The organism is Winogradskyella sp. ECml5-4, assembly GCF_036903175.1.
Lineage (GTDB): Bacteria > Bacteroidota > Bacteroidia > Flavobacteriales > Flavobacteriaceae > Winogradskyella > Winogradskyella damuponensis.
Genome location: NZ_JAYJLF010000015.1, coordinates 44,757 through 62,987, shown reverse-complemented (window position 1 = coordinate 62,987; position 18,231 = coordinate 44,757). Strand labels below are relative to the sequence as shown.

Below are 18,231 nucleotides of genomic sequence, written 5' to 3'. Positions count from 1 at the left end.
ATAAGGTGCTTTATCTCAAAACGTTGTCAAATTGAATATTTGTAGTTTTAGTGATTTTCTTAACACTTTTTCTTACCAGTGGCACTCATTTGTATAGTGTTTTTAAAAACAAATTTTTGAGGAATTTTATGAGCTGCTAAATGTTTAGCACATTTTTGAAGTATGTTTTCTTTTATTTGGTCTTCATTATGGTGTGTGTTTAGTGTAATTGTGGCTTGTATGGCTTCGCCTAAAAGATTGTCGTCAAAACCAGAGATTGTACAGTCTATGACTTCAGGTGTAGATAGAATTACTTCTTCAATTTCCTTAGGGCTTACTCTTTTGCCACGAACTTTTAGGATTTCTTTTTTTCGAGCGACGATGTAGATAAATCCGTCTTTGTCGGTTTTGGCCAAGTCGCCTGTGTGGAGCCAACCGTTTTCTATAGTTAAGTTTGTTGCTGTTTCGTCTTTGTAATAACCCAGCATGATGTTTTCGCCACGCGCTAATAATTCGCCTTCTTCATTGGTTTTGGTAATTTCACCTTTTTCATTAACAATTTTTAATTCAACATTTGGAATGGCTTTTCCTATGGAGTCTGTTTTTGTTTTAATGAATTCTGGAGGTAAATAAGATAAGCGTGCGGTAGCTTCAGTTTGTCCGTACATGATGTAGAATTCCTTAGATGGGAATGCTGTGGTGAATTCATCAATAAAAACGGAATGTAGTTTTCCGCCTGCTTGTGTTGCGTATCGTAAACTTGGGAACGTTTCAGTTTTAAAGGATTGTGATTTTTTTAGTAGAATCTGAAAGTGGCTAGGTACTCCTGCAAAGCCAGTGCAGTTATAATTCTTTAAATCGTTGATAACGGTTCCTAAAAACATGAAATTATTGTTTAAAACAATTGAACCTCCAACTTTTAAATGTGTATGTAATAATGATAAGCCATAGCAATAATAAAATGGTAATACAACTTCCATAATATCTTTAGAGGTGAGTTTAAGATATTCAATAATAGAATTGGTGTTAGATATAATATTGTGATGACTAATCATAACTCCTTTTGGTTTTCCTGTGGAACCAGAAGTGAATATTATTTCTGCAATTGGGTTTAAATAATTTGTAGAAGTGTTTGTTGTATGTTTTTTGTTGTTAGTTAGTTGTGTGTGTGTTGTTTCGTCTATAAGATTAATCGTTGAAGAGCATTCTAATTTGCGTTGCGCAATTTTATCTACAAAAATAGTTTTGCTTTCTGTGGTGTCAATAATGTAATCTAAATTGCTTTGTTCAATAGAGAAATCAATAGGAATACATGTGTTTCCGGATTTTAAAATTCCTAAGTAAGCGGTTATGAAAAAAGAAGAATTAGAGCTTATTAATAGAATGTTTTTGCCTTCTCCAATAGTTTCGTTTAAATAGGATGCAATATTTAGGCTATCGTTATATAATTTTTTAAAAGAGGCTGTTTCTTTTGTGCCTAATAAGAAGTCTTTATCAAGATTTTTGGACGTTTCAAACAGATAATCAAAAACATTCATAAGAATAGGTTTTTAAAATATTGGTCGCATTCTTAAGTATTCTGTAGTCTTTTTTTTGCGCTCAAAGTTTTTATAGATACTTTCGATCTCTTCTTTAGTTTTGTTCATCACTTTACTAACTTCTTCAGCTGAATAGTTGTTCTCCCAACCATACCACATGAGATCCATTTGTTCAAATGGCATTTGATAAAAGAAATCTTCTTGGGTTTGTTCTGCTGTATAGGTATCTGTGGTCGGTGTTCTGTCTATAATTTCTTGAGGCACTCCCAAGTGTTTTGCGATTTGATAAACTTGCGTTTTGTATAAATGACCGATAGGCATCACATCTGCCGCTCCGTCACCATGTTTAACAAAGAAGCCTTGTTCTACTTCGTGTTTGTTTGGAGTGCCAATAACGGCATAATGCAGCCGTTCGGCATGATAATAAAGCATGCTCATTCGGCTACGTTGTTTAAAGTTTGTAGATGCTACAATTTGAAGGTATTCTCTAACGGGTAATAATTTACTTATCACTTCTCCATTTGGTTTTATAACCGTTACAGAAAAGGCTGGTGGTAAATTAGAGGCAGCCTCTTGTTTTATTTCAATTTTTGCTTTATCAACAGTTGGGTTAAAATCAGTAATAACTCTAGCGATAGCTTCATCTCGTCTTTGGTAGCAGCCAAAACCATTTAAAGCTTGTGTAATATCCTCTACTAAGGTGTCAGTAACATCAAATTTTGCTGCTAATTTTTCGGCAAGTATTCTGCTGTCATCACTTGAGTCTTGTTCAGGCAGCATGATGGCTGTAACCTTATTTGGTCCAAAAGCTTTAGCTGATAATGCCAAACAAACAGATGAGTCAATGCCTCCGCTAATGCCAATCACAGCACCTCTACGTTGCAGTTTTTTGGCAACATCGGTTTTTAGTTTTTTTATGATGTCATTGCAAACGGTTTCAATATTTTCAATATGCAATATGTCTTTAGAAAAAGATTTATTTGGTGTTTTCATAATTAGTTTATTGTTATCGTTGATGAATCTATTATTGTTTTATTCAGCACTACAAGTTCATGTTCTTGTAGTTTTGGAATTGATTTATTAATAAATAGATCATATAATATTTGAGTTGATAAAACAGCTGTAATTGCCATATTATCAATTTCAGAAACTTGTTTGTTGAGTTTCATTTTGTTTATGAGCTGATTTACAAAGTCTAGATTAAAAATTCCATAACCTGTAATGTTTTCTTCAGATAACATGCTGCTTAAATAGGGAGGCATCTCTTCAGAAAAGAAAGTACTTCTTATTGGTGCTCTATAGGCTTGTTTAGATCTGTTTAATATGGATTCTGGGATTCTATCTTTCATCATATATTTTAAAAGGTATTTTTCATTTAAGCCTTTAAGTTTTAGATCTGGATTTAATGTCATACAAAACTCAATCACTCTGTGGTCTAAAAATGGATAGCGACCTTCTATAGAGTTTGCCATTCCCATGCGGTCTCCTTGCGATGACAATAGGTATTTAGACATGAAAAAGTTAATTTCAATCCACTGGGCTTTTGTAAGGTAGTCATAGTCGTTTAGTTGGTCTTTTAATTGGTCTTCAATTTTAGAAATTGGATGGTAATTAGAAATGACTTCTTGGTAGGGTTTAGATAAATAATTATTGATGCGAGAGGTGTTATTCCATCGCAATAAATGCGAATAAATAGGTGAGGACGTCTCGCTCAGTTTATATCCAAAAAAGAGTTTTAATATGTTGTTATTTGCTTTGCTAATTTGTGGAATATATGGATATAGTTTTTTTAGCAATAATGGACGATACTTAGATTGCGGATCTTTAGCCCAAAAGTGTTTAATCTTGGTTTCTTTAAATATGTTATAACCTCCAAAAAGTTCGTCTGCGCCTTCTCCAGTAATCACCACTTTGATATTCTGAGCTCTTACGCTTTTAGCTAATAAATTCATTGGAGTAGGAGCTGTACGCAGTAGTGGCGCTTCTGCATGCCAAACGACAGCTTTAAAGCTATCTGAAATGTCTTTAGGGCTGCAGGTGACACTAGAATGTTGTGTTTCAAAATAATCTCTAGCAATGTTTTGATACGATGACTCGTCAAAATCTTTTTCGGTAAAACCGATTGAAAAAGTACGAAGATTATTTGGTGATATTTTTTTTATAAAAGCCGTAGTAATACTAGAGTCTAAGCCGCCACTCAAATAGGCTGCAACAGGAACATCTGCTCTTAATCTTAATTTTACAGCATCCGTAAATATAGTTTCAAACGTTTCTGCAGCTTCTTTGACGGTATTAAATTCGTAAGCGTTTGGCTTAGTGATGGGAAGCGTCCAATACGTCTTAATAGATTTTGAACGTGCATTTATGGTCATATAGCTTCCTGGTGGCAACTCAGAGACTCCTTCAAAAATTGTGTCAGCGGATAATGATGTCCAAAATGTGAAATATTCTGATAATGTTTTTTCGGAAATCTTTGGATGAAACTCAGGGAATTCTAAAAAGGATTTAATTTCAGAAGCAAATACAAAAGTGTTTCCAATAGTGGTGTAAAACAGTGGTCTAATACCAACTCTGTCTCTTGCTAAAAATAATTCTTGTTTAGTTTTATCCCAAATAGCAATAGCGAACTGGCCATTTAATTTATTAAGAAACTCCGGACCGTATTCTTCGTATAAATGCACAATAACTTCTGTGTCGCTTTGTGTTTTAAAGGTGTGGTTTTTTGCTAATAGTTCTTCTCTTAGCTCTATGTGGTTAAAGATTTCACCATTAAACACAATCCATAAAGAATTGTTGGCGTTAGGTAATGGCATTGTGCCTGTGGCTAAGTCAATAATACTTAAGCGAACGCTACCGAGTCCAATGTTGTTAGACACGTAAATTCCACTTTCATCAGGTCCTCTATGCTTAATTCTTGTAAGCATTCGCCTTAATGTATCAGCTTTGTTGTCTGGGCTTAAATTACAGTTGTAAAAGCCAGATATTCCACACATAATTGGTGAATAATAAGTTAGAGATTATATCTTTTTTTCTACAAAAGTCAAAATACTATTAATGGATTCGAAATTTTCAACAACAAGCTCTTCGTCGCTAGTTTCAATGTTGAATTCTTCTTTTAAGAATTCAATTAAAAAGAGCAAGCCCATTGAGTCAAGTATGCCTTCTTCAAAAATAAGTGTATTGTCTTTTATTTTTTCTACATCGTCTAATGTAGATTCAATAATGTAGTCTTTTATCTTGCTTTTAATATCTATTTCTACATGCATTGTGTGATGATTCATATGTTGTTAGTAATCAAAAAATAAAGTACATTAAAGGTAAATAAATGTTGTAATCAAAGTTGTTTTTAGGTATTAATTTTGATTAATTAATAGATTTAAACGTTGAAGTGTAAATTCGGCAATCAATTTTTTTAAAAACGTAAGCTATTTTTTGTTTTGTTCTAGTTGCATAAGAAAAGCCTCTTTTTTTTGCAATAAGTTTTTAGAGCGCTTTGTGAGTTTTTTTAGAGGGTTTCCTGTATATATGGTCCAAGAGTCTAAGTTTGATACAATAAGCGATAAAGCACCAATTGAAGCACCTTCGCCAACGCTAACGTTTGGAAGAATAACACAGCCGGCACCAATAATAGAATGCTCGTTAATGATAACTCTTCCTTTTTTCATGGATTTATATGTATTAGGAATTGTTGGGTTTGTTAACGAATTACCAGAATAATCATCTGTTTTACTGTAAATCTTAACTCCTTGAGATAATCCGCTAAAATCTTTTATGTCAATGCCTTCAGAGGCTAGTAAGTGGCAAAATGAAGCAATGTGAACATAAGATCCAATGGTTAAATTACCGCTTCCGGAAGCTATAATTGAGCAAAATGAGTCAATAATAACATTATTACCAATAGAGATGTTAGGAATACCTACAACTAAACAATTCTTAGCAATTTTAACGTTAGTACCAATAGATTTAAATCCCAATGACTTTAATTCGTCGTCACAGTAATAACCAATTTCAAATGGGTTTGGGTTCATTAGGTTTGTTTTAAAAACAACAATGTTAAATTGTTTACAACAAATTTATATAATATAAGTTGATAAAATAGTGATAATTATCAGGTGGTTAATAAGTTTTTGTGAGCGACGCATGGTATGGTGCATTTGCCTAGTTTTGATCAAGGTTTTTGACATAATTATTGGGAGTTCATAAATTTGTGCTCATAGTTGTGGATTTATTTAATGTTTAGACATCAATAATCTAATAGATTGAAGGCGCTAAGCTTTTTGAAAACTTTGTCTGTAACTCAGTTGTTATGTATTGAATCTAAAACCTACTATTTTGTTAAATGACCAATATAAAATTATAGAAAGATGTATTTTGGTCATATTGTTGTTTAATATTATCTATGAAGAATTTTTTTATAATTTTGTGTGCGTGTTTAGCTAGTGTTTCGGTTGCGCAACAAACAGACTATGTGGATTTTAAAAAAGTAGAAGCTTTAATTGTTTTTAATCAATTTCAGGTAGATAGCACAAAATATAACTCCTATGATGTAAAGTTTGATATTCTTAGATCTACTGATTCTATCTATTTAGACGCCGTTAATATGAAGTTTATACATGTTGCTATTGATGGTTCTGAGGTTAACTTTAGTAATGATGGTAAAAAGCTAAAAATATATCACAGTTTTGAAAAAGGGCAGACTTATAATCTAAGTTTTTTGTTTTTTGCTTCTCCTAAAAAGGCGATGTATTTTGTTGGTTGGGAAAATGAAGGAAGGAATCAAATTTGGACACAAGGTCAAGGAAAATATTCAAGTAATTGGTTGCCAAGTCTAGATGATACAAATGATAAAATTGAGTTTGATTTAAAATTTGTTGCACCAAAAACATATCAGGTTATTTCAAATGGAGTTTTAAAATCTAAATCAGACAATGATGGACATGTGCTTTGGGAATATGATATGAAGCATCCAATGTCTAGTTATTTGGTTGCTGTTGTTGTTGGTAAATATAAAAAGAAAACAGAAACCTCTAAAAGTGGTATTCCTTTAGAGTATTACTACTATCCAGAAGATTCTTTAAAAGTTGAGCCAACGTATCGTTATTCTAAGCAAATGTTCGATTTTCTAGAAGAAGAAATTGGAGTTGCTTACCCATGGCAAAATTATAAACAAGTACCTGTACATGATTTTCTGTATGCAGGTATGGAAAACACAAGCCTTACTATTTTTTCTGATGCTTTTGTGGTAGATTCTATAGGTTTTAATGATAAAAACTATGTAAACGTTAATGCTCATGAGCTTGCGCATCAATGGTTTGGTGATTTGGTAACAGCTAAGTCTGGAGCGCATCATTGGTTACAAGAAGGGTTTGCAACTTATTATGCGCTTTTAGCAGAAAAGGATGTTTTTGGTGAAAATTATTTTTATTTTAAGCTTTTAGAATCATCAATAGATTTAGGAAAGCAAGATATTTCAGGCAATGGAACATCGCTTCTAAATCCTAAATCTAGTAGTCTAACATTTTATCAGCGCGGGGCGTGGGTTTTACATGCGCTACGAACTAAAGTTGGAGATCGAGTTTTTAGGCAAGCTGTAATAAATTATTTGGAAAAATATAAATTTAAAAATGCTGAAACTTCCGATTTTATAAAGGAGGTAGAGCGTATATATGGACGCTCTTTGTCTAGTTTTGTGAACTTATGGATAAAGCAAAAAGATTTTCCTGTGGATAATGCTTTTGATATATTGAAAAAGCAATCTACCTATATAAATGAATTTTTGATGGTAGACTGTCAGGCAAAATCTTCTAAATGCTCTGAATATCTCAAATATTACGTGTCTGACGAGGCTAAGGCGAAAATTATATCACAAGTACCAGAATTGGTAACACCTGAAACCTTTAACAATGGTTTAAAAGTTCGTCAGGCTATCTCTAAATATGTGAGGCAAATACCTGTTAATTTAAAGGAAGATTATGAGTCGCTTTTGAATGATAAGTCGTACATTACCATAGAAAATGCATTGTACAATCTTTGGTCTAGTTTTCCTGAGGATCGATCGGCTTATCTTTTTAAAACAAGAGATATTGTTGGTTTTAATGATAAAAATGTACGGTTGTTATGGATTGTTTTAAATCTTAGTACACCGTTTTATAAAGCAGATAACAAACAAGCTTTATTTCAAGAATTGATAGGTTATACAGGTGAGAAATACAATGCAGATTTAAGAATTAAGGCGTTTCAGTATTTAAAAATGATAAAATCTTGTAATGAAGACTGTATGTCTAATTTAGAAAACGCAAAATCACATCATAATTGGCGTTTGGTTAAGTTTGCCAAACAGTTATCTGAAGAATTAGAACAAAAAAGAAATTAATGCGAGCATTAGTAATATCTGGAGGTGGAAGTAAAGGTGCGTTTGCAGGTGGTGTTGCTCAGTACTTAATAGAGCGTGAAAAACATAATTACGATATGTTTTTAGGAACCTCTACAGGAAGTCTTTTAGTACCACACTTGGCTGCTAATGAAATAGGAAAGCTCTACGATATTTTTACAAATGTGCAACAACACGATATTTTTAGTGTAAGTCCTTTTATACAACGTAAAAAAGGAGATAGAGAATATGTGTCTATTGATTTTGTAAATTCTTTATGGCAGTTTATAAGACGAAGACGAACTTTTGGAGAAAGTAAAGCGCTCAGACGAAATATTAGAAAAAATGTAACTTTTGCAGAATACACAAAAATTAAAAAAGAAAAGCACGATGTCGTGGTTACGGTATCTAACTTGTCTATGAATCGTGTAGAGTATAAATCTATACAAGAGTGTTCTTACGAAGAGTTTTGCAATTGGATTTGGATTTCGTGTAATTATATACCATTTATGTCTTTGGCTAAAGTTGATGGTTATGAATATGCAGATGGTGGATTAGGAAGTGTTATTCCCATTAGAGAAGCAATACGAAGAGGTGCAACAGAAGTTGACGCTATTGTTTTAGAGGCTGAAACTCTAGGAAAACAAAAAGTTTTAGGGAAAAATCCGTTTTCATTAATGATTAGTTTGTTTGGTCATTTGCTAGATCAGGTCGAAAAAAATGATGTTATAATTGGAAAGCTAGCCGCAAAGCATAATAATGTGAAGTTGAATTTATATTATACTCCAACGAGTCTTACAGAAAATTCATTGATATTTAGTAAGCGATTAATGGAAAAATGGTGGATAGAAGGCTATGAATATGCTGAAAGACGACATGAAGAGTAAGTGTTCTTATCTATTAAATTAAAGCGTAACTATTTTAATAATCAATGTTTTGTATTCTTGAGATTTTATCCCATTGAGAATGATATTTTCTATTTGAAAAATGGTAACATAATCACCAACCTTGAGCTTTTTGGCTAGAGAATGAGATTTGGCATTGAGTGAACTTCCTGAAACAGGTATTGTAGCGTAGTCTTTGAATTTGATTTTAAAGTTTTCAAAATCAAAAGGTTTATTTTCAAAAAGTGCAGCACATTATAAAGTTAATTTATTAGCGGTTAGTTGGTTTTTTTTGAGCTTTGACTTTGTGCGAATGAAAAACTCAAAATAAAGATTTAATAGGATAAAATCCTCATGGAGCTTTAGTGCATAAAAAAGTAAATTACAAATTATTGAAGGAGGTGTTAAGCCACTCTAATCTATCATTAAGCCACTGATCTAGATAGGTGACTTCTTCGTCGTATGTTGGGTAAAAGACATTGTTAGGCCAAACATAGACGCCTAAAATGGGCCAAGTATTAAAGTTTCTTTCTTGTGCTTCATATAAGAAGGAAGAATTTGAGTTAATTTTTTCTTGAAAAAGACTTCTATTGTTATAAAAATAATTAAATCTAGATTTTACTTTTTCAACAAAAATAGGATCTTCAAAAAGGCGAGAATACCAAGTGGCATTTTTAATCCAAAACCCATCTGTAGTATCATTTCCGTTATAGTTAATGTTACCAAGACTAATGTCGTAATCCCATATTGGTCCCATTTTTAATTTACCGCCAGGGATGTAGTTCATATAAACACTAGAGTAAAAGATAGCATCATTATTTTTTGTTATTTCATTTACAAGATACCAGTCTATAAAAGAGTCTACATCTATATATTTAGCATATCCATTAATAGGGTCGCTAAAATTGTCTCCTAAGAGTACGCTTTCGGTTAATTCGATATAGTTTTTTATAATATTATACACATTGTCTCCAGCATTGAGGCTAGGTTCTTTAATGTTGAATAAATAATGACTTGTTTCAAAATAAACGTCGTCTACGTCTAGTCTAGAAAGTTGATCTACCTCTAGTAAATAACCATCGTCTCCAATATTTACTCTATTGGAAGATTCTTCTACTTTTTGGGTAATCTGATAGACGCCTAAATATTCACTATTTATAAAAAGTTCAACAAAACGACTCTCTGGAGTCCAGTCTAAATCGCTAAATCTGCTCAAATCAAATGCGACTTCATTTCGTAGCATTGTTTTGTCTGTATAATTTGCTAATAAAATCCACTTTTTGTCTTCAGGCATTCCTAAAACACTTTCTTTAGAGTCAAATTTTATTTGATATGGTTTTTTAGGGAAATTCCAAGTTGTATTTCCTCTACCTCTAATTTTGAGATCTACTAATAGGTTGTTGTCAATACTTTCTCCTGATATTTCTAAGCTTCCATTTAAATAGTCTTCTTTAGAAACAATAGGTGATAGGTTCTCGGTTGTTATTGATATTGTTGGGAGGTTTGCTGATGGTTCTGGTGTCTCAGAAACGCGTCTGTCTTCACTACAACCTAATAACAATAGTAAAAAGAGTATTGGTATAATTTTTTTCATAACTAACATTTAACTTGCGGTTAGCAAAATTGTAAATTACCGTTAATAATTCACGGGTAAAAAGCATTTAAATAGGTAAAGAAACGAGATGTAGGTATGCTATTCAATTTTAAACGAAGGTAGTTGAAAGTTTTTAAAAACTCAAATCACTGTTATTTAGTGGGTTGGGTTAGTGATTGGTATTTGTTTGGCGTAAAAAAGAGCTTATTTATGCTTCAGAATACACTTGTCCTCTATGAGGTTTTAAAGCATCTCTAATGGGTTTCATTTCAGATTCATCAACTACTAAATATGCTAAACTGTGCATATCACTTATGGATTCAACACCAGTAATTGTAATGTTTAATTTGTTAATTGCAATATATTCTTTTAAGTGTATTAAATGATGCTCCGCCGTTTTCTGTCCAGCAGGTCCTCTAAAATCCCATATTAATTTTAATTTCCGCATTGTTGTAATTTTTTTATTCTTTATTGTAAACAGAGGTTCCTTTTTCTACAAAATTTTTAAAGTTAGTCATATACGTTTTTGTCTGTTTTTTAAAAGCTTTAGGCATTAAAAGCAACATCATGCTCATTTTAAAATTTGTAGGTTGAAACTCATTTATAGAAATCCATTTTGTAAACTCATTTTCAATCGATTTAAAATGGTTTTCTTGTATATTGCGAATGCCTTTGGTTGTATAAGTACTGTAAATTTTATTAGGAAAATCTTGCATGGTAACGGTTTCTATAATTTCCATTTTACGTTTTCCAAAACTATAGTTCAGTCGCATTTTTGCTCCAAGTTCATTTGGTGTACCAGAAATATGTGCTGTACTAACTAAGCCTTCTTGCCAATGTTTTAAATTATCGGAGGATTTTAGTTTTTTTATGACTTCTGAAATGGGTTTTTTAATTAATATTTCAGTGGTATACCGCATGCTGAGGGAATTTTTATAAATGTATTAAAACCATTAGCAATAGTTTTAACTAATCGACGTTAAACAGTTTTAATTGTTAAAATCATCTTTTTAAATTATTACAATTTTAGTGTTGAAAGGTTATAAAATAATACAGCCTGTAAATCTAGTGCGATTTTTGTTATGCAACACGTAAAAACTATTAAAATAATGCCTTTTAAACTGCTTGTTAAATAAGCTATTTATGTTATTTTTGCTGAGTTTGAAAAACGAATACATTTCACAATAATATAGAAGAATAAATTATGAGTCTTAAATACAGATGTTTGTTTTTAGTGCTTTTTACACTGAATTTTGCTTTTTCTCAAGATAAAGATGAGGTGCTTCTAAAAGTAGATGGTGAGCCAATTATGGCTTCAGAATTTTTAAGAGTTTATAACAAAAATTTAGATTTAGTAAAAGATGAAAGTCAAAAAGATGTCGATGGCTATTTAAAATTATTTACTGAATATCAATTAAAGCTAAAAGAAGCTAAGCGTTTAAAAATTAATGAAGATGAAACCTACAAACGTGAATTTTCGAGATATAAAAAGCAATTAATAAAAAATTATATTTCAGAAAACGAAGTTACAGAAGCTTTGGTCAAAGAGGCTTATGATCGTAGTAATATAGATATTAATGCTTCTCATATTTTAGTGCGTTTAGAGGAGACAGCAAAAGACACCTTAAAAGCTTACAATGAAGTATTAGCTTTAAGAGAACGAGCTTTAAAAGAAGGCTTTGACAAAGTAAAGACAGAAATGCACAATGGTAGTACGATCTTTATTGAAGACTTAGGGTATTTTTCTGCTTTTAAGATGGTTTACGATTTTGAATCTGCCGCGTTTAATACTGCTGTAGGTGAAATTTCAATGCCTTTTAGAACCCAATTTGGCTACCATGTTGTTAAAGTTAATGATAAGCGAAAATCTAGAGGAACCATTTCTGCTGCTCATATTATGGTAAACTTAAAGTCCACTAAAGATTCGTTACATAATCCTGAGCAACGTATTAAGGAAATTTATAAGAAACTAAAACAAGGTGAACGCTTTGAAGCTTTGGCAAAGCAATTTTCTGAAGATAGAAGTTCGGCTGCTAATGGTGGCGAAATAAAACCTTTTAAAAGCGGACAGTTAAGTTCTGCAAAATTTGAAGACGTGGCTTTTGCTTTAAAAAATGATGGAGATGTTAGTGAACCTTTTAAAAGTGCTTATGGTTGGCACATTGTAAAACGTATTAAACTAAGTCCTATAGAATCATTTGAAGATGTAAAAGCATCTTTTGAAGCTAAAGTAAAAAGAGATTCGAGATCTAAATTGATTAATGAAGCGATGTTAAATAAGCTTAAGAAGCAATATGAAATAACATATAGTGCAGATGCTAAGCCTTACTTCACAAAGTTACTAAACAATGATTTTTATAATCGTTCTTGGAAATTACCAGAGAATTTTAAAACGAATGAAACCGTTTTTTCTATTAATAGTAGACCTTTTACTTACCAAGAATTTGGAAATCACTTAATAAAAGCACAACGTATATACGCAGGGAAAAAAACACCTTTTGCTATTGTAATAGATAAGGAGTTCGAAAGCTTTTTTGAAAACTCAATTTTTAAATATAGAGAAGATAATTTAGAAGAAGAGAACCAAGAATTTGCAAACATCCTAAAAGAGTATAGAGATGGATTATTGCTATTTGACCTTATGGAAAAAGAAGTGTGGAATAAAGCCGCAAAAGACACTTTAGGTTTAGAAGCTTACTACAATAAAAACAAATCTAAGTATCAATGGAGTGATAGAGTAGATGTGGTTATTGCTTCTTCTGCAGAAAAATCTAGCATGAAGAAGATCCTTAAGCTGATGAAGAAAGGAAAATCTGAAGACGAAATTAAAAAAGCAGTAAACACTAAAGACAAGCAAAATGTGATTTTTACAAAAGGAACATACAAAACAGATGATCCTATTTTGCCTTCAGACTTTAAAGCTGTAAAAGGCGTTTCTAAAGTATATGAACATAATGAAGCCTTTCATGTTATAGATGTTAAAGCGGTTTTACCAGCAGGACAAAAAACATTGGGAGAAGCTAAAGGAAATGTAATTAATAATTACCAAGAGGAAATAGAAACCAATTGGATTAATGAATTATACAAGCGTTTTAAGGTAGAAATTAATCAAGACGTTCTTAAAACAGTTAAGACTAAAATAGGAAACTAATTTATATTTTTTGAAACATACACTATACATATTTCTCTTTGGTTTACTTTTTAATAGTTGTGATTTTTTTAAAAAGTCAGACGATTTAGAACCAATTGCCAGAGTTAACGAAAGTTACCTCTATAAAGAGGATCTTAAAGATGTAGTGCCAAAAGGAACCTCTAAAGAAGATAGTACTTTAATGGTCAATGCATACATTAACCGTTGGGCAAGACAATTGCTTTTAATGGATGGTGCTTTGCTAAACCTTTCTGAAGAGAAACAAAATGAGTTTTCTAAATTAGTAAAGCAATATAAAAACGATTTATATGCTAAAGCTTATTTAGAAGGTTTAGTAAAAAAAAACATAGACACTGTAGTAGGGCACAAGGAAGCAGAATTATTTTATGAAGCTAATAAAGAATCATTTAAGCTAAATGACGATTTAATACAGTTTAGGTATATCAGTTTGCCATTAAATCCTATTAATTTAGATACTATAAAAAAACGTTTTAAACGCTTCGAAGCTAAGGATAAAGCGTATTTAGACTCTATCTCTGTTCAATTTAGATCTTATTCTTTGAATGACTCTATTTGGATTAAACTCAATCGTGTCGCAGAGAAAATACCAATCATAAATAGTTCAAATAAAAATCAACTGTTAAAAAAAACTAATTTCTTACAGCTCAAAGATTCATTAAACCTATATTTGATGCAAGTTAATGACGTACGTCTTCAAAACGATTATGCGCCTTTAGATTATGTAGAAACGTCGATTAACAAAATTGTTATAAACAAAAGAAAATTAGAGCTCATCAAGCAACTCGAAAATGATATTACAAAAGATGCAATTAAAAACAATAAATTCCAAACTTATAATTAAAGCAAGCCTTTTAGTTTGTTTTATGTCATTAAACTTTAGCAATGCTCAAGAAATCATTAATGATGAAGTACAACAAGTAGAGCAACCAAAAGATAGTGTTGTTAATAAAACACGTATTAAAGCAGATGGTGTTGCGGCTGTTGTTGGTGATTTTATTCTTCTAGAATCTGATTTGGATAGAGAAATAGCACAAATAAAAGCGCAAGGTGGAGATCTAGAAGGGTTTACCAGATGTGAACTTTTTGGAAGTTTACTAGAAAGTAAATTATATGCACATCAAGCTATACAAGATAGTGTTATAGTTAATGAATTATATATTCAAAGCCGAGTAGATCAACAAATACAAGGTATTTTGGGTCAGCTAAATGGTGATATGGATAGGTTGCTTAAACTGTATAAAAAAGAATCAGAACAAGCCTTAAGAGATGAAATGTTTGAGATTAATAAAAACGGTTATCTCGCTCAAGAAATGCAAGCTAAGGTTACAGGAGATATAGAAGTAACACCAGAAGAAGTTAGAACCTTTTTTAATAATATACCAAAAGACGAACGACCAGTCTTTGGTACTGAATTAAAACTGGCTGAAATTGTAATTATTCCAAAAGTAACAGAAGAAGCAAAACAAGCTGTTATTGATAAGCTAAAAGGATTTAAAACAGATGTAGAAGAAAACGGTTCTAGTTTTACAACTAAAGTGTTGTTTTATACAGAAGATTCTGGGTCTAAAGCTACGGGAGGAAAATATACATTGAATAGAAAACAGCCAAGAATGGTAAAAGAGTTTAGAGATGTTGCTTTTTCAATGCAAGAAGGAGAAATTTCAGAACCTTTTGAAACCGATTTTGGATACCATATTATATACTTAGAAAAAATTAGAGGTCAAGAGTATGATGTAAGACATATTTTATTACGTCCAGAATTAACTCAAGATGCTATAAAAGAAGCTAAGGATAAAATAGAAGAGATTAGAGAGAAAATTGTAAATGGTACATTAACTTTTGCTGAAGCGGCAAGAGAATTTAGTGATCAAAAAGAAACGAAATACGAAGGTGGTCAGATGACAAATCCTACAACACAGGATTTTAATTTTGAGTTAACCCGAATGGATCCTGAATTGTATTCTCAAATTCAAGATTTAAAAGATGGTGAAATCAGTGAGGTTTTACAAGATGAAGATCGTATCAACAGATTAAAGTTTAAAATTTTAACCGTTACAGATCGTATAGACGATCATGAGGCAGATTTTGCAAAGGATTATTTAAAAATTAAAAATCTTGCTTTACAAGACAAACAAATTAAAGCTGTTGCAAAATGGCAAAAGGAAACCATTTTAAATACTTACATTAAGATTAATGGAGAGTATAGAGATTGTGATTTTCAAAGTAATTGGTTAAAAAAAGAATAGAGTATGTCTGATGTTGCTATAATTGAAAAATTTGTAAAAAAATATGCAGCGCTAAAACAAGAAGTTGCTAAAGTCATCATTGGTCAAGATGAGGTTGTTAGTCAAGTATTAATTTCCATATTTTCTGGTGGTCACTCGCTTTTAGTAGGTGTTCCTGGTTTGGCAAAAACCTTAATGGTTAACACTATTGCACAAGCTTTAGGTTTAGATTTTAAGCGTATTCAGTTTACTCCAGATTTAATGCCTAGTGATATTTTAGGTAGTGAAATTTTGGATGAGAATCGTCAGTTTAAATTTATAAAAGGACCAATATTCTCTAATATTATTTTAGCAGATGAGATTAACAGAACTCCGCCAAAAACGCAAGCAGCCTTATTAGAAGCGATGCAAGAACGTTCGGTTACAGTAGCTGGTCATCAATATAAGTTAAGTTTACCATATTTTGTTTTAGCGACACAAAACCCAATTGAGCAAGAAGGAACGTATCCTTTACCAGAAGCACAATTAGACCGTTTTATGTTTTCTATTAATTTACAATACCCATCGTTTCAAGAAGAGGTTGATGTGGTTAAAGCAACAACTACAGATATTAAATCTTCGGTAAATGCGTTATATACAGCACAAGAAATTATCGATTTTCAGAATGTAATTCGTCGTATACCTGTTGCAGATAATGTTATTGAATATGCAGTATCTTTAGTGGGGAAAACACGACCAAAAGAAGATACAGCTGCAGATATTGTAAGAGAGTTTGTAGATTGGGGAGCTGGACCAAGGGCTTCTCAGAATTTAATTTTAGCAGCTAAAACTCATGCTGCTACGAAAGGAAAATTCTCACCAGATATTGAAGATGTTCAAGCTGTTGCAACGGGAATTCTAAGACATAGAATTATTAAAAATTACAAAGCAGAAGCTGAAGGCATTACTGACGAGAAGATAATTGAGAGTTTGTTTTAAGAATTCTGAATTTATTTTAAATATAAAAAACGACCATCAATTTTGATGGTCGTTTTTTTGTTTTAAATCTGTTAAGTTGGTTATCAATAACCTTTAACTTAACCGTGTATTGTTTCCTTATTGCCTAAGTTTTTCATAATCTCAGCTTCATAATCGAGTAATGCGTCCCATTTGTCGTCAACTTCTTTTCTGTCTCCATATTTTCTAGCAAAATTTAAAAACATGGTGTAATGACCTGCTTCACTAATCATTAGTTTGCGGTAAAATTTCGCCAATTTTTTGTCTTCTAGCTCTTCAGATAATAACCTAAAGCGTTCGCAACTACGAGCTTCAATTAATGCGGCATATAGAAGTCTATGAACTAGTTGTGTTGTTCTACTTCCTCCTTTAGGAAAGAATTTTATAAGTGCTAGTACATAATCGTCTTTACGGTCTCTACCAAGCGTCCAACCATTTTCTATGATTTTATCGTGTACCATTTTAAAATGGCTCATTTCTTCCTCTACTAAAGCTATCATCTCCTGTACGAGTTCCGTGTATTCTGGAAAACCTACAATTAGCGAAATAGCTGTACTTGCTGCTTTTTGTTCACAATAGGCGTGGTCTGTTAATATATCTTCAATATTCTTTTCAACGATATTAACCCATCTTGGATCGGTTGGTAATTTTAGTCCTAACATAAATTATTTTACTTCAATTTGAACAATATTTGACTTCCCTTTTTCGTCTATAAACAACGTGTGAGAAGCGTATCTATCTGATTCTGGAATAGCATACGTAATATCTATTAACACCATGTTTGTGTATGTAGGGTCGTCATTAACATTAATAGATTTTAAAACGGCAAGCGTATCAAAATTATATAATTCTGAACCCGAAACTAAATTAGTACTGTAATTAAAGGCTTTGTTTACTTTTTTCTTATCAAAACGCTCATGATAGATTAGTTTGTTGTCTTTTGAAACACTAATGTCAAATTTGAAATTTCTATAATATGTTTGGTAATTAATAGTGTCTTTTATTTTTGAAAAATGTACAGCATTAGACGTGTCTGTATAGGTCTTTATTTTTACATGATAACCATTGCTAAGCAATGTATCAGTTTCTTGTTCTATATAAGTTTTAGGAATGTAAACATTGGTTTCAAAATTGACCGTTTTTTTGAATTTTTCAATACTTTTAGATAAAGCTTGACTTTGTGTTCTTCGGCCTTCGCAGTTCATGAAGGTAATTGAGGCAACGATTATTAAAATTCCTAGTAAATGTTTCATCTTTAGGTGAATTATTTTTTCCTTTCTCTAATTGTTAAAACCATAGATATAATAATTAATACACTAGAAAGTGTTGATAACCAAAAGCCATGATCAAATTTTTCTACGAATATAAAGTGAGCAATGATTAGAATGGCACTCGCAATAATAATGATTAAAGGTAATTTTTTTTTCATTCATTCAATTTTAAAAAAATGACAATTAATTTTAAACATACAAC

The 18,231-nt window shown here is 31.6% G+C and carries 17 protein-coding genes; 6 read left to right on the top strand and 11 right to left on the bottom strand.

Translation table 11 applies throughout. From position 1 onward, the window contains the following. Positions 1 to 59 precede the first annotated feature (59 nt). The 5 genes from VDP25_RS14845 to VDP25_RS14825 all read right to left on the bottom strand — a co-directional run bounded on the left by VDP25_RS14845 (position 60) and on the right by VDP25_RS14825 (position 5,545). Positions 60 to 1,517, bottom strand: a complete 1,458-nt coding sequence (locus VDP25_RS14845) for an AMP-binding protein (protein WP_334471101.1) — start codon at positions 1,515 to 1,517, stop codon at positions 60 to 62. Between the two features lie 12 nt (positions 1,518 to 1,529). Next, on the bottom strand, positions 1,530 to 2,510 hold the full coding sequence (gene nadE / locus VDP25_RS14840; RefSeq protein WP_334471099.1) for an NAD(+) synthase: 981 nt from the start codon (positions 2,508 to 2,510) through the stop codon (positions 1,530 to 1,532). Between the two features lie 2 nt (positions 2,511 to 2,512). After that, on the bottom strand, positions 2,513 to 4,510 hold the full coding sequence (gene asnB / locus VDP25_RS14835; RefSeq protein WP_334471097.1) for an asparagine synthase (glutamine-hydrolyzing): 1,998 nt from the start codon (positions 4,508 to 4,510) through the stop codon (positions 2,513 to 2,515). Between the two features lie 24 nt (positions 4,511 to 4,534). Next, complete coding sequence (locus VDP25_RS14830; protein ID WP_334471095.1) at positions 4,535 to 4,798, bottom strand: acyl carrier protein; 264 nt, start codon at positions 4,796 to 4,798, stop codon at positions 4,535 to 4,537. A 144-nt stretch (positions 4,799 to 4,942) separates the two neighbouring features. Beyond that, positions 4,943 to 5,545, bottom strand: coding sequence for an acyltransferase (locus VDP25_RS14825; RefSeq protein WP_334471093.1), 603 nt, complete (start codon positions 5,543 to 5,545; stop codon positions 4,943 to 4,945). A 371-nt stretch (positions 5,546 to 5,916) separates the two neighbouring features. Between VDP25_RS14825 and VDP25_RS14820 the strand changes: the two genes are divergently transcribed. Further along, positions 5,917 to 7,890: a M1 family metallopeptidase gene (locus VDP25_RS14820; protein WP_334471091.1), complete on the top strand. Its 1,974-nt coding sequence runs from the start codon at positions 5,917 to 5,919 to the stop codon at positions 7,888 to 7,890. Then, on the top strand, positions 7,890 to 8,774 hold the full coding sequence (locus VDP25_RS14815) for a patatin-like phospholipase family protein (protein WP_215925016.1): 885 nt from the start codon (positions 7,890 to 7,892) through the stop codon (positions 8,772 to 8,774). The genes VDP25_RS14820 and VDP25_RS14815 overlap by 1 nt, the downstream gene beginning before the upstream one ends. Before the next feature lie 379 nt (positions 8,775 to 9,153). Here VDP25_RS14815 and VDP25_RS14810 read toward each other — a convergent pair whose 3' ends face one another. The 3 genes from VDP25_RS14810 to VDP25_RS14800 all read right to left on the bottom strand — a co-directional run bounded on the left by VDP25_RS14810 (position 9,154) and on the right by VDP25_RS14800 (position 11,285). Then, positions 9,154 to 10,365, bottom strand: coding sequence for a CotH kinase family protein (locus tag VDP25_RS14810; protein WP_334471087.1), 1,212 nt, complete (start codon positions 10,363 to 10,365; stop codon positions 9,154 to 9,156). A gap of 208 nt (positions 10,366 to 10,573) precedes the next feature. Then, a complete protein-coding gene (locus VDP25_RS14805; protein ID WP_215925013.1) occupies positions 10,574 to 10,813 on the bottom strand; it encodes a hypothetical protein in 240 nt (79 codons plus the stop codon). Positions 10,814 to 10,826: 13 nt separating this feature from the next. Then, positions 10,827 to 11,285 (bottom strand): SRPBCC family protein, encoded by a 459-nt coding sequence (locus VDP25_RS14800; protein ID WP_334471084.1) that lies wholly within the window; start codon positions 11,283 to 11,285, stop codon positions 10,827 to 10,829. Positions 11,286 to 11,569: 284 nt separating this feature from the next. Here VDP25_RS14800 and VDP25_RS14795 point away from each other — a divergent pair, with 284 nt between their 5' ends. The 4 genes from VDP25_RS14795 to VDP25_RS14780 are packed head-to-tail and all read left to right on the top strand — an operon-like array spanning position 11,570 to position 16,740. Beyond that, positions 11,570 to 13,516 (top strand): peptidylprolyl isomerase, encoded by a 1,947-nt coding sequence (locus VDP25_RS14795; RefSeq protein WP_334471082.1) that lies wholly within the window; start codon positions 11,570 to 11,572, stop codon positions 13,514 to 13,516. Positions 13,517 to 13,526: 10 nt separating this feature from the next. Beyond that, the gene (locus VDP25_RS14790; protein WP_334471080.1) at positions 13,527 to 14,378 is read left to right on the top strand and encodes a peptidyl-prolyl cis-trans isomerase; all 852 of its coding nucleotides are present in this window, start codon (positions 13,527 to 13,529) and stop codon (positions 14,376 to 14,378) included. After that, positions 14,326 to 15,783, top strand: coding sequence for a peptidylprolyl isomerase (locus tag VDP25_RS14785; RefSeq protein WP_334471078.1), 1,458 nt, complete (start codon positions 14,326 to 14,328; stop codon positions 15,781 to 15,783). Before VDP25_RS14790 ends, VDP25_RS14785 begins: the two co-directional genes overlap by 53 nt. 3 nt (positions 15,784 to 15,786) lie before the next feature. Continuing rightward, positions 15,787 to 16,740, top strand: coding sequence for an AAA family ATPase (locus VDP25_RS14780; RefSeq protein WP_334471076.1), 954 nt, complete (start codon positions 15,787 to 15,789; stop codon positions 16,738 to 16,740). A gap of 98 nt (positions 16,741 to 16,838) precedes the next feature. Here VDP25_RS14780 and VDP25_RS14775 read toward each other — a convergent pair whose 3' ends face one another. From VDP25_RS14775 to VDP25_RS14765, 3 genes are read right to left on the bottom strand one after another with little or no spacing between them, the layout of a single operon-like run. Continuing rightward, positions 16,839 to 17,420, bottom strand: coding sequence for a tRNA-(ms[2]io[6]A)-hydroxylase (locus VDP25_RS14775; protein WP_334471074.1), 582 nt, complete (start codon positions 17,418 to 17,420; stop codon positions 16,839 to 16,841). Between the two features lie 3 nt (positions 17,421 to 17,423). Continuing rightward, complete coding sequence (locus VDP25_RS14770) at positions 17,424 to 18,011, bottom strand: hypothetical protein (RefSeq protein WP_334471072.1); 588 nt, start codon at positions 18,009 to 18,011, stop codon at positions 17,424 to 17,426. Between the two features lie 11 nt (positions 18,012 to 18,022). Continuing rightward, on the bottom strand, positions 18,023 to 18,187 hold the full coding sequence (locus tag VDP25_RS14765; protein WP_334471071.1) for a hypothetical protein: 165 nt from the start codon (positions 18,185 to 18,187) through the stop codon (positions 18,023 to 18,025). Positions 18,188 to 18,231: the final 44 nt, after the last annotated feature.

What these genes read in the sequence shown, in the direction of transcription:
- VDP25_RS14825 (WP_334471093.1), bottom strand. Translation starts at nt 5,545, where the DNA reads ATGAACCCAAACCCATTTGAAATTGGTTATTACTGTGACGACGAATTA.
- nadE (WP_334471099.1), bottom strand. Translation starts at nt 2,510, where the DNA reads ATGAAAACACCAAATAAATCTTTTTCTAAAGACATATTGCATATTGAA.
- VDP25_RS14815 (WP_215925016.1), top strand. Translation starts at nt 7,890, where the DNA reads ATGCGAGCATTAGTAATATCTGGAGGTGGAAGTAAAGGTGCGTTTGCA.
- asnB (WP_334471097.1), bottom strand. Translation starts at nt 4,510, where the DNA reads ATGTGTGGAATATCTGGCTTTTACAACTGTAATTTAAGCCCAGACAAC.
- VDP25_RS14795 (WP_334471082.1), top strand. Translation starts at nt 11,570, where the DNA reads ATGAGTCTTAAATACAGATGTTTGTTTTTAGTGCTTTTTACACTGAAT.
- VDP25_RS14785 (WP_334471078.1), top strand. Translation starts at nt 14,326, where the DNA reads ATGATATTACAAAAGATGCAATTAAAAACAATAAATTCCAAACTTATA.
- VDP25_RS14770 (WP_334471072.1), bottom strand. Translation starts at nt 18,011, where the DNA reads ATGAAACATTTACTAGGAATTTTAATAATCGTTGCCTCAATTACCTTC.
- VDP25_RS14780 (WP_334471076.1), top strand. Translation starts at nt 15,787, where the DNA reads ATGTCTGATGTTGCTATAATTGAAAAATTTGTAAAAAAATATGCAGCG.
- VDP25_RS14805 (WP_215925013.1), bottom strand. Translation starts at nt 10,813, where the DNA reads ATGCGGAAATTAAAATTAATATGGGATTTTAGAGGACCTGCTGGACAG.
- VDP25_RS14800 (WP_334471084.1), bottom strand. Translation starts at nt 11,285, where the DNA reads ATGCGGTATACCACTGAAATATTAATTAAAAAACCCATTTCAGAAGTC.
- VDP25_RS14845 (WP_334471101.1), bottom strand. Translation starts at nt 1,517, where the DNA reads ATGAATGTTTTTGATTATCTGTTTGAAACGTCCAAAAATCTTGATAAA.
- VDP25_RS14820 (WP_334471091.1), top strand. Translation starts at nt 5,917, where the DNA reads ATGAAGAATTTTTTTATAATTTTGTGTGCGTGTTTAGCTAGTGTTTCG.
- VDP25_RS14810 (WP_334471087.1), bottom strand. Translation starts at nt 10,365, where the DNA reads ATGAAAAAAATTATACCAATACTCTTTTTACTATTGTTATTAGGTTGT.
- VDP25_RS14830 (WP_334471095.1), bottom strand. Translation starts at nt 4,798, where the DNA reads ATGAATCATCACACAATGCATGTAGAAATAGATATTAAAAGCAAGATA.
- VDP25_RS14775 (WP_334471074.1), bottom strand. Translation starts at nt 17,420, where the DNA reads ATGTTAGGACTAAAATTACCAACCGATCCAAGATGGGTTAATATCGTT.
- VDP25_RS14765 (WP_334471071.1), bottom strand. Translation starts at nt 18,187, where the DNA reads ATGAAAAAAAAATTACCTTTAATCATTATTATTGCGAGTGCCATTCTA.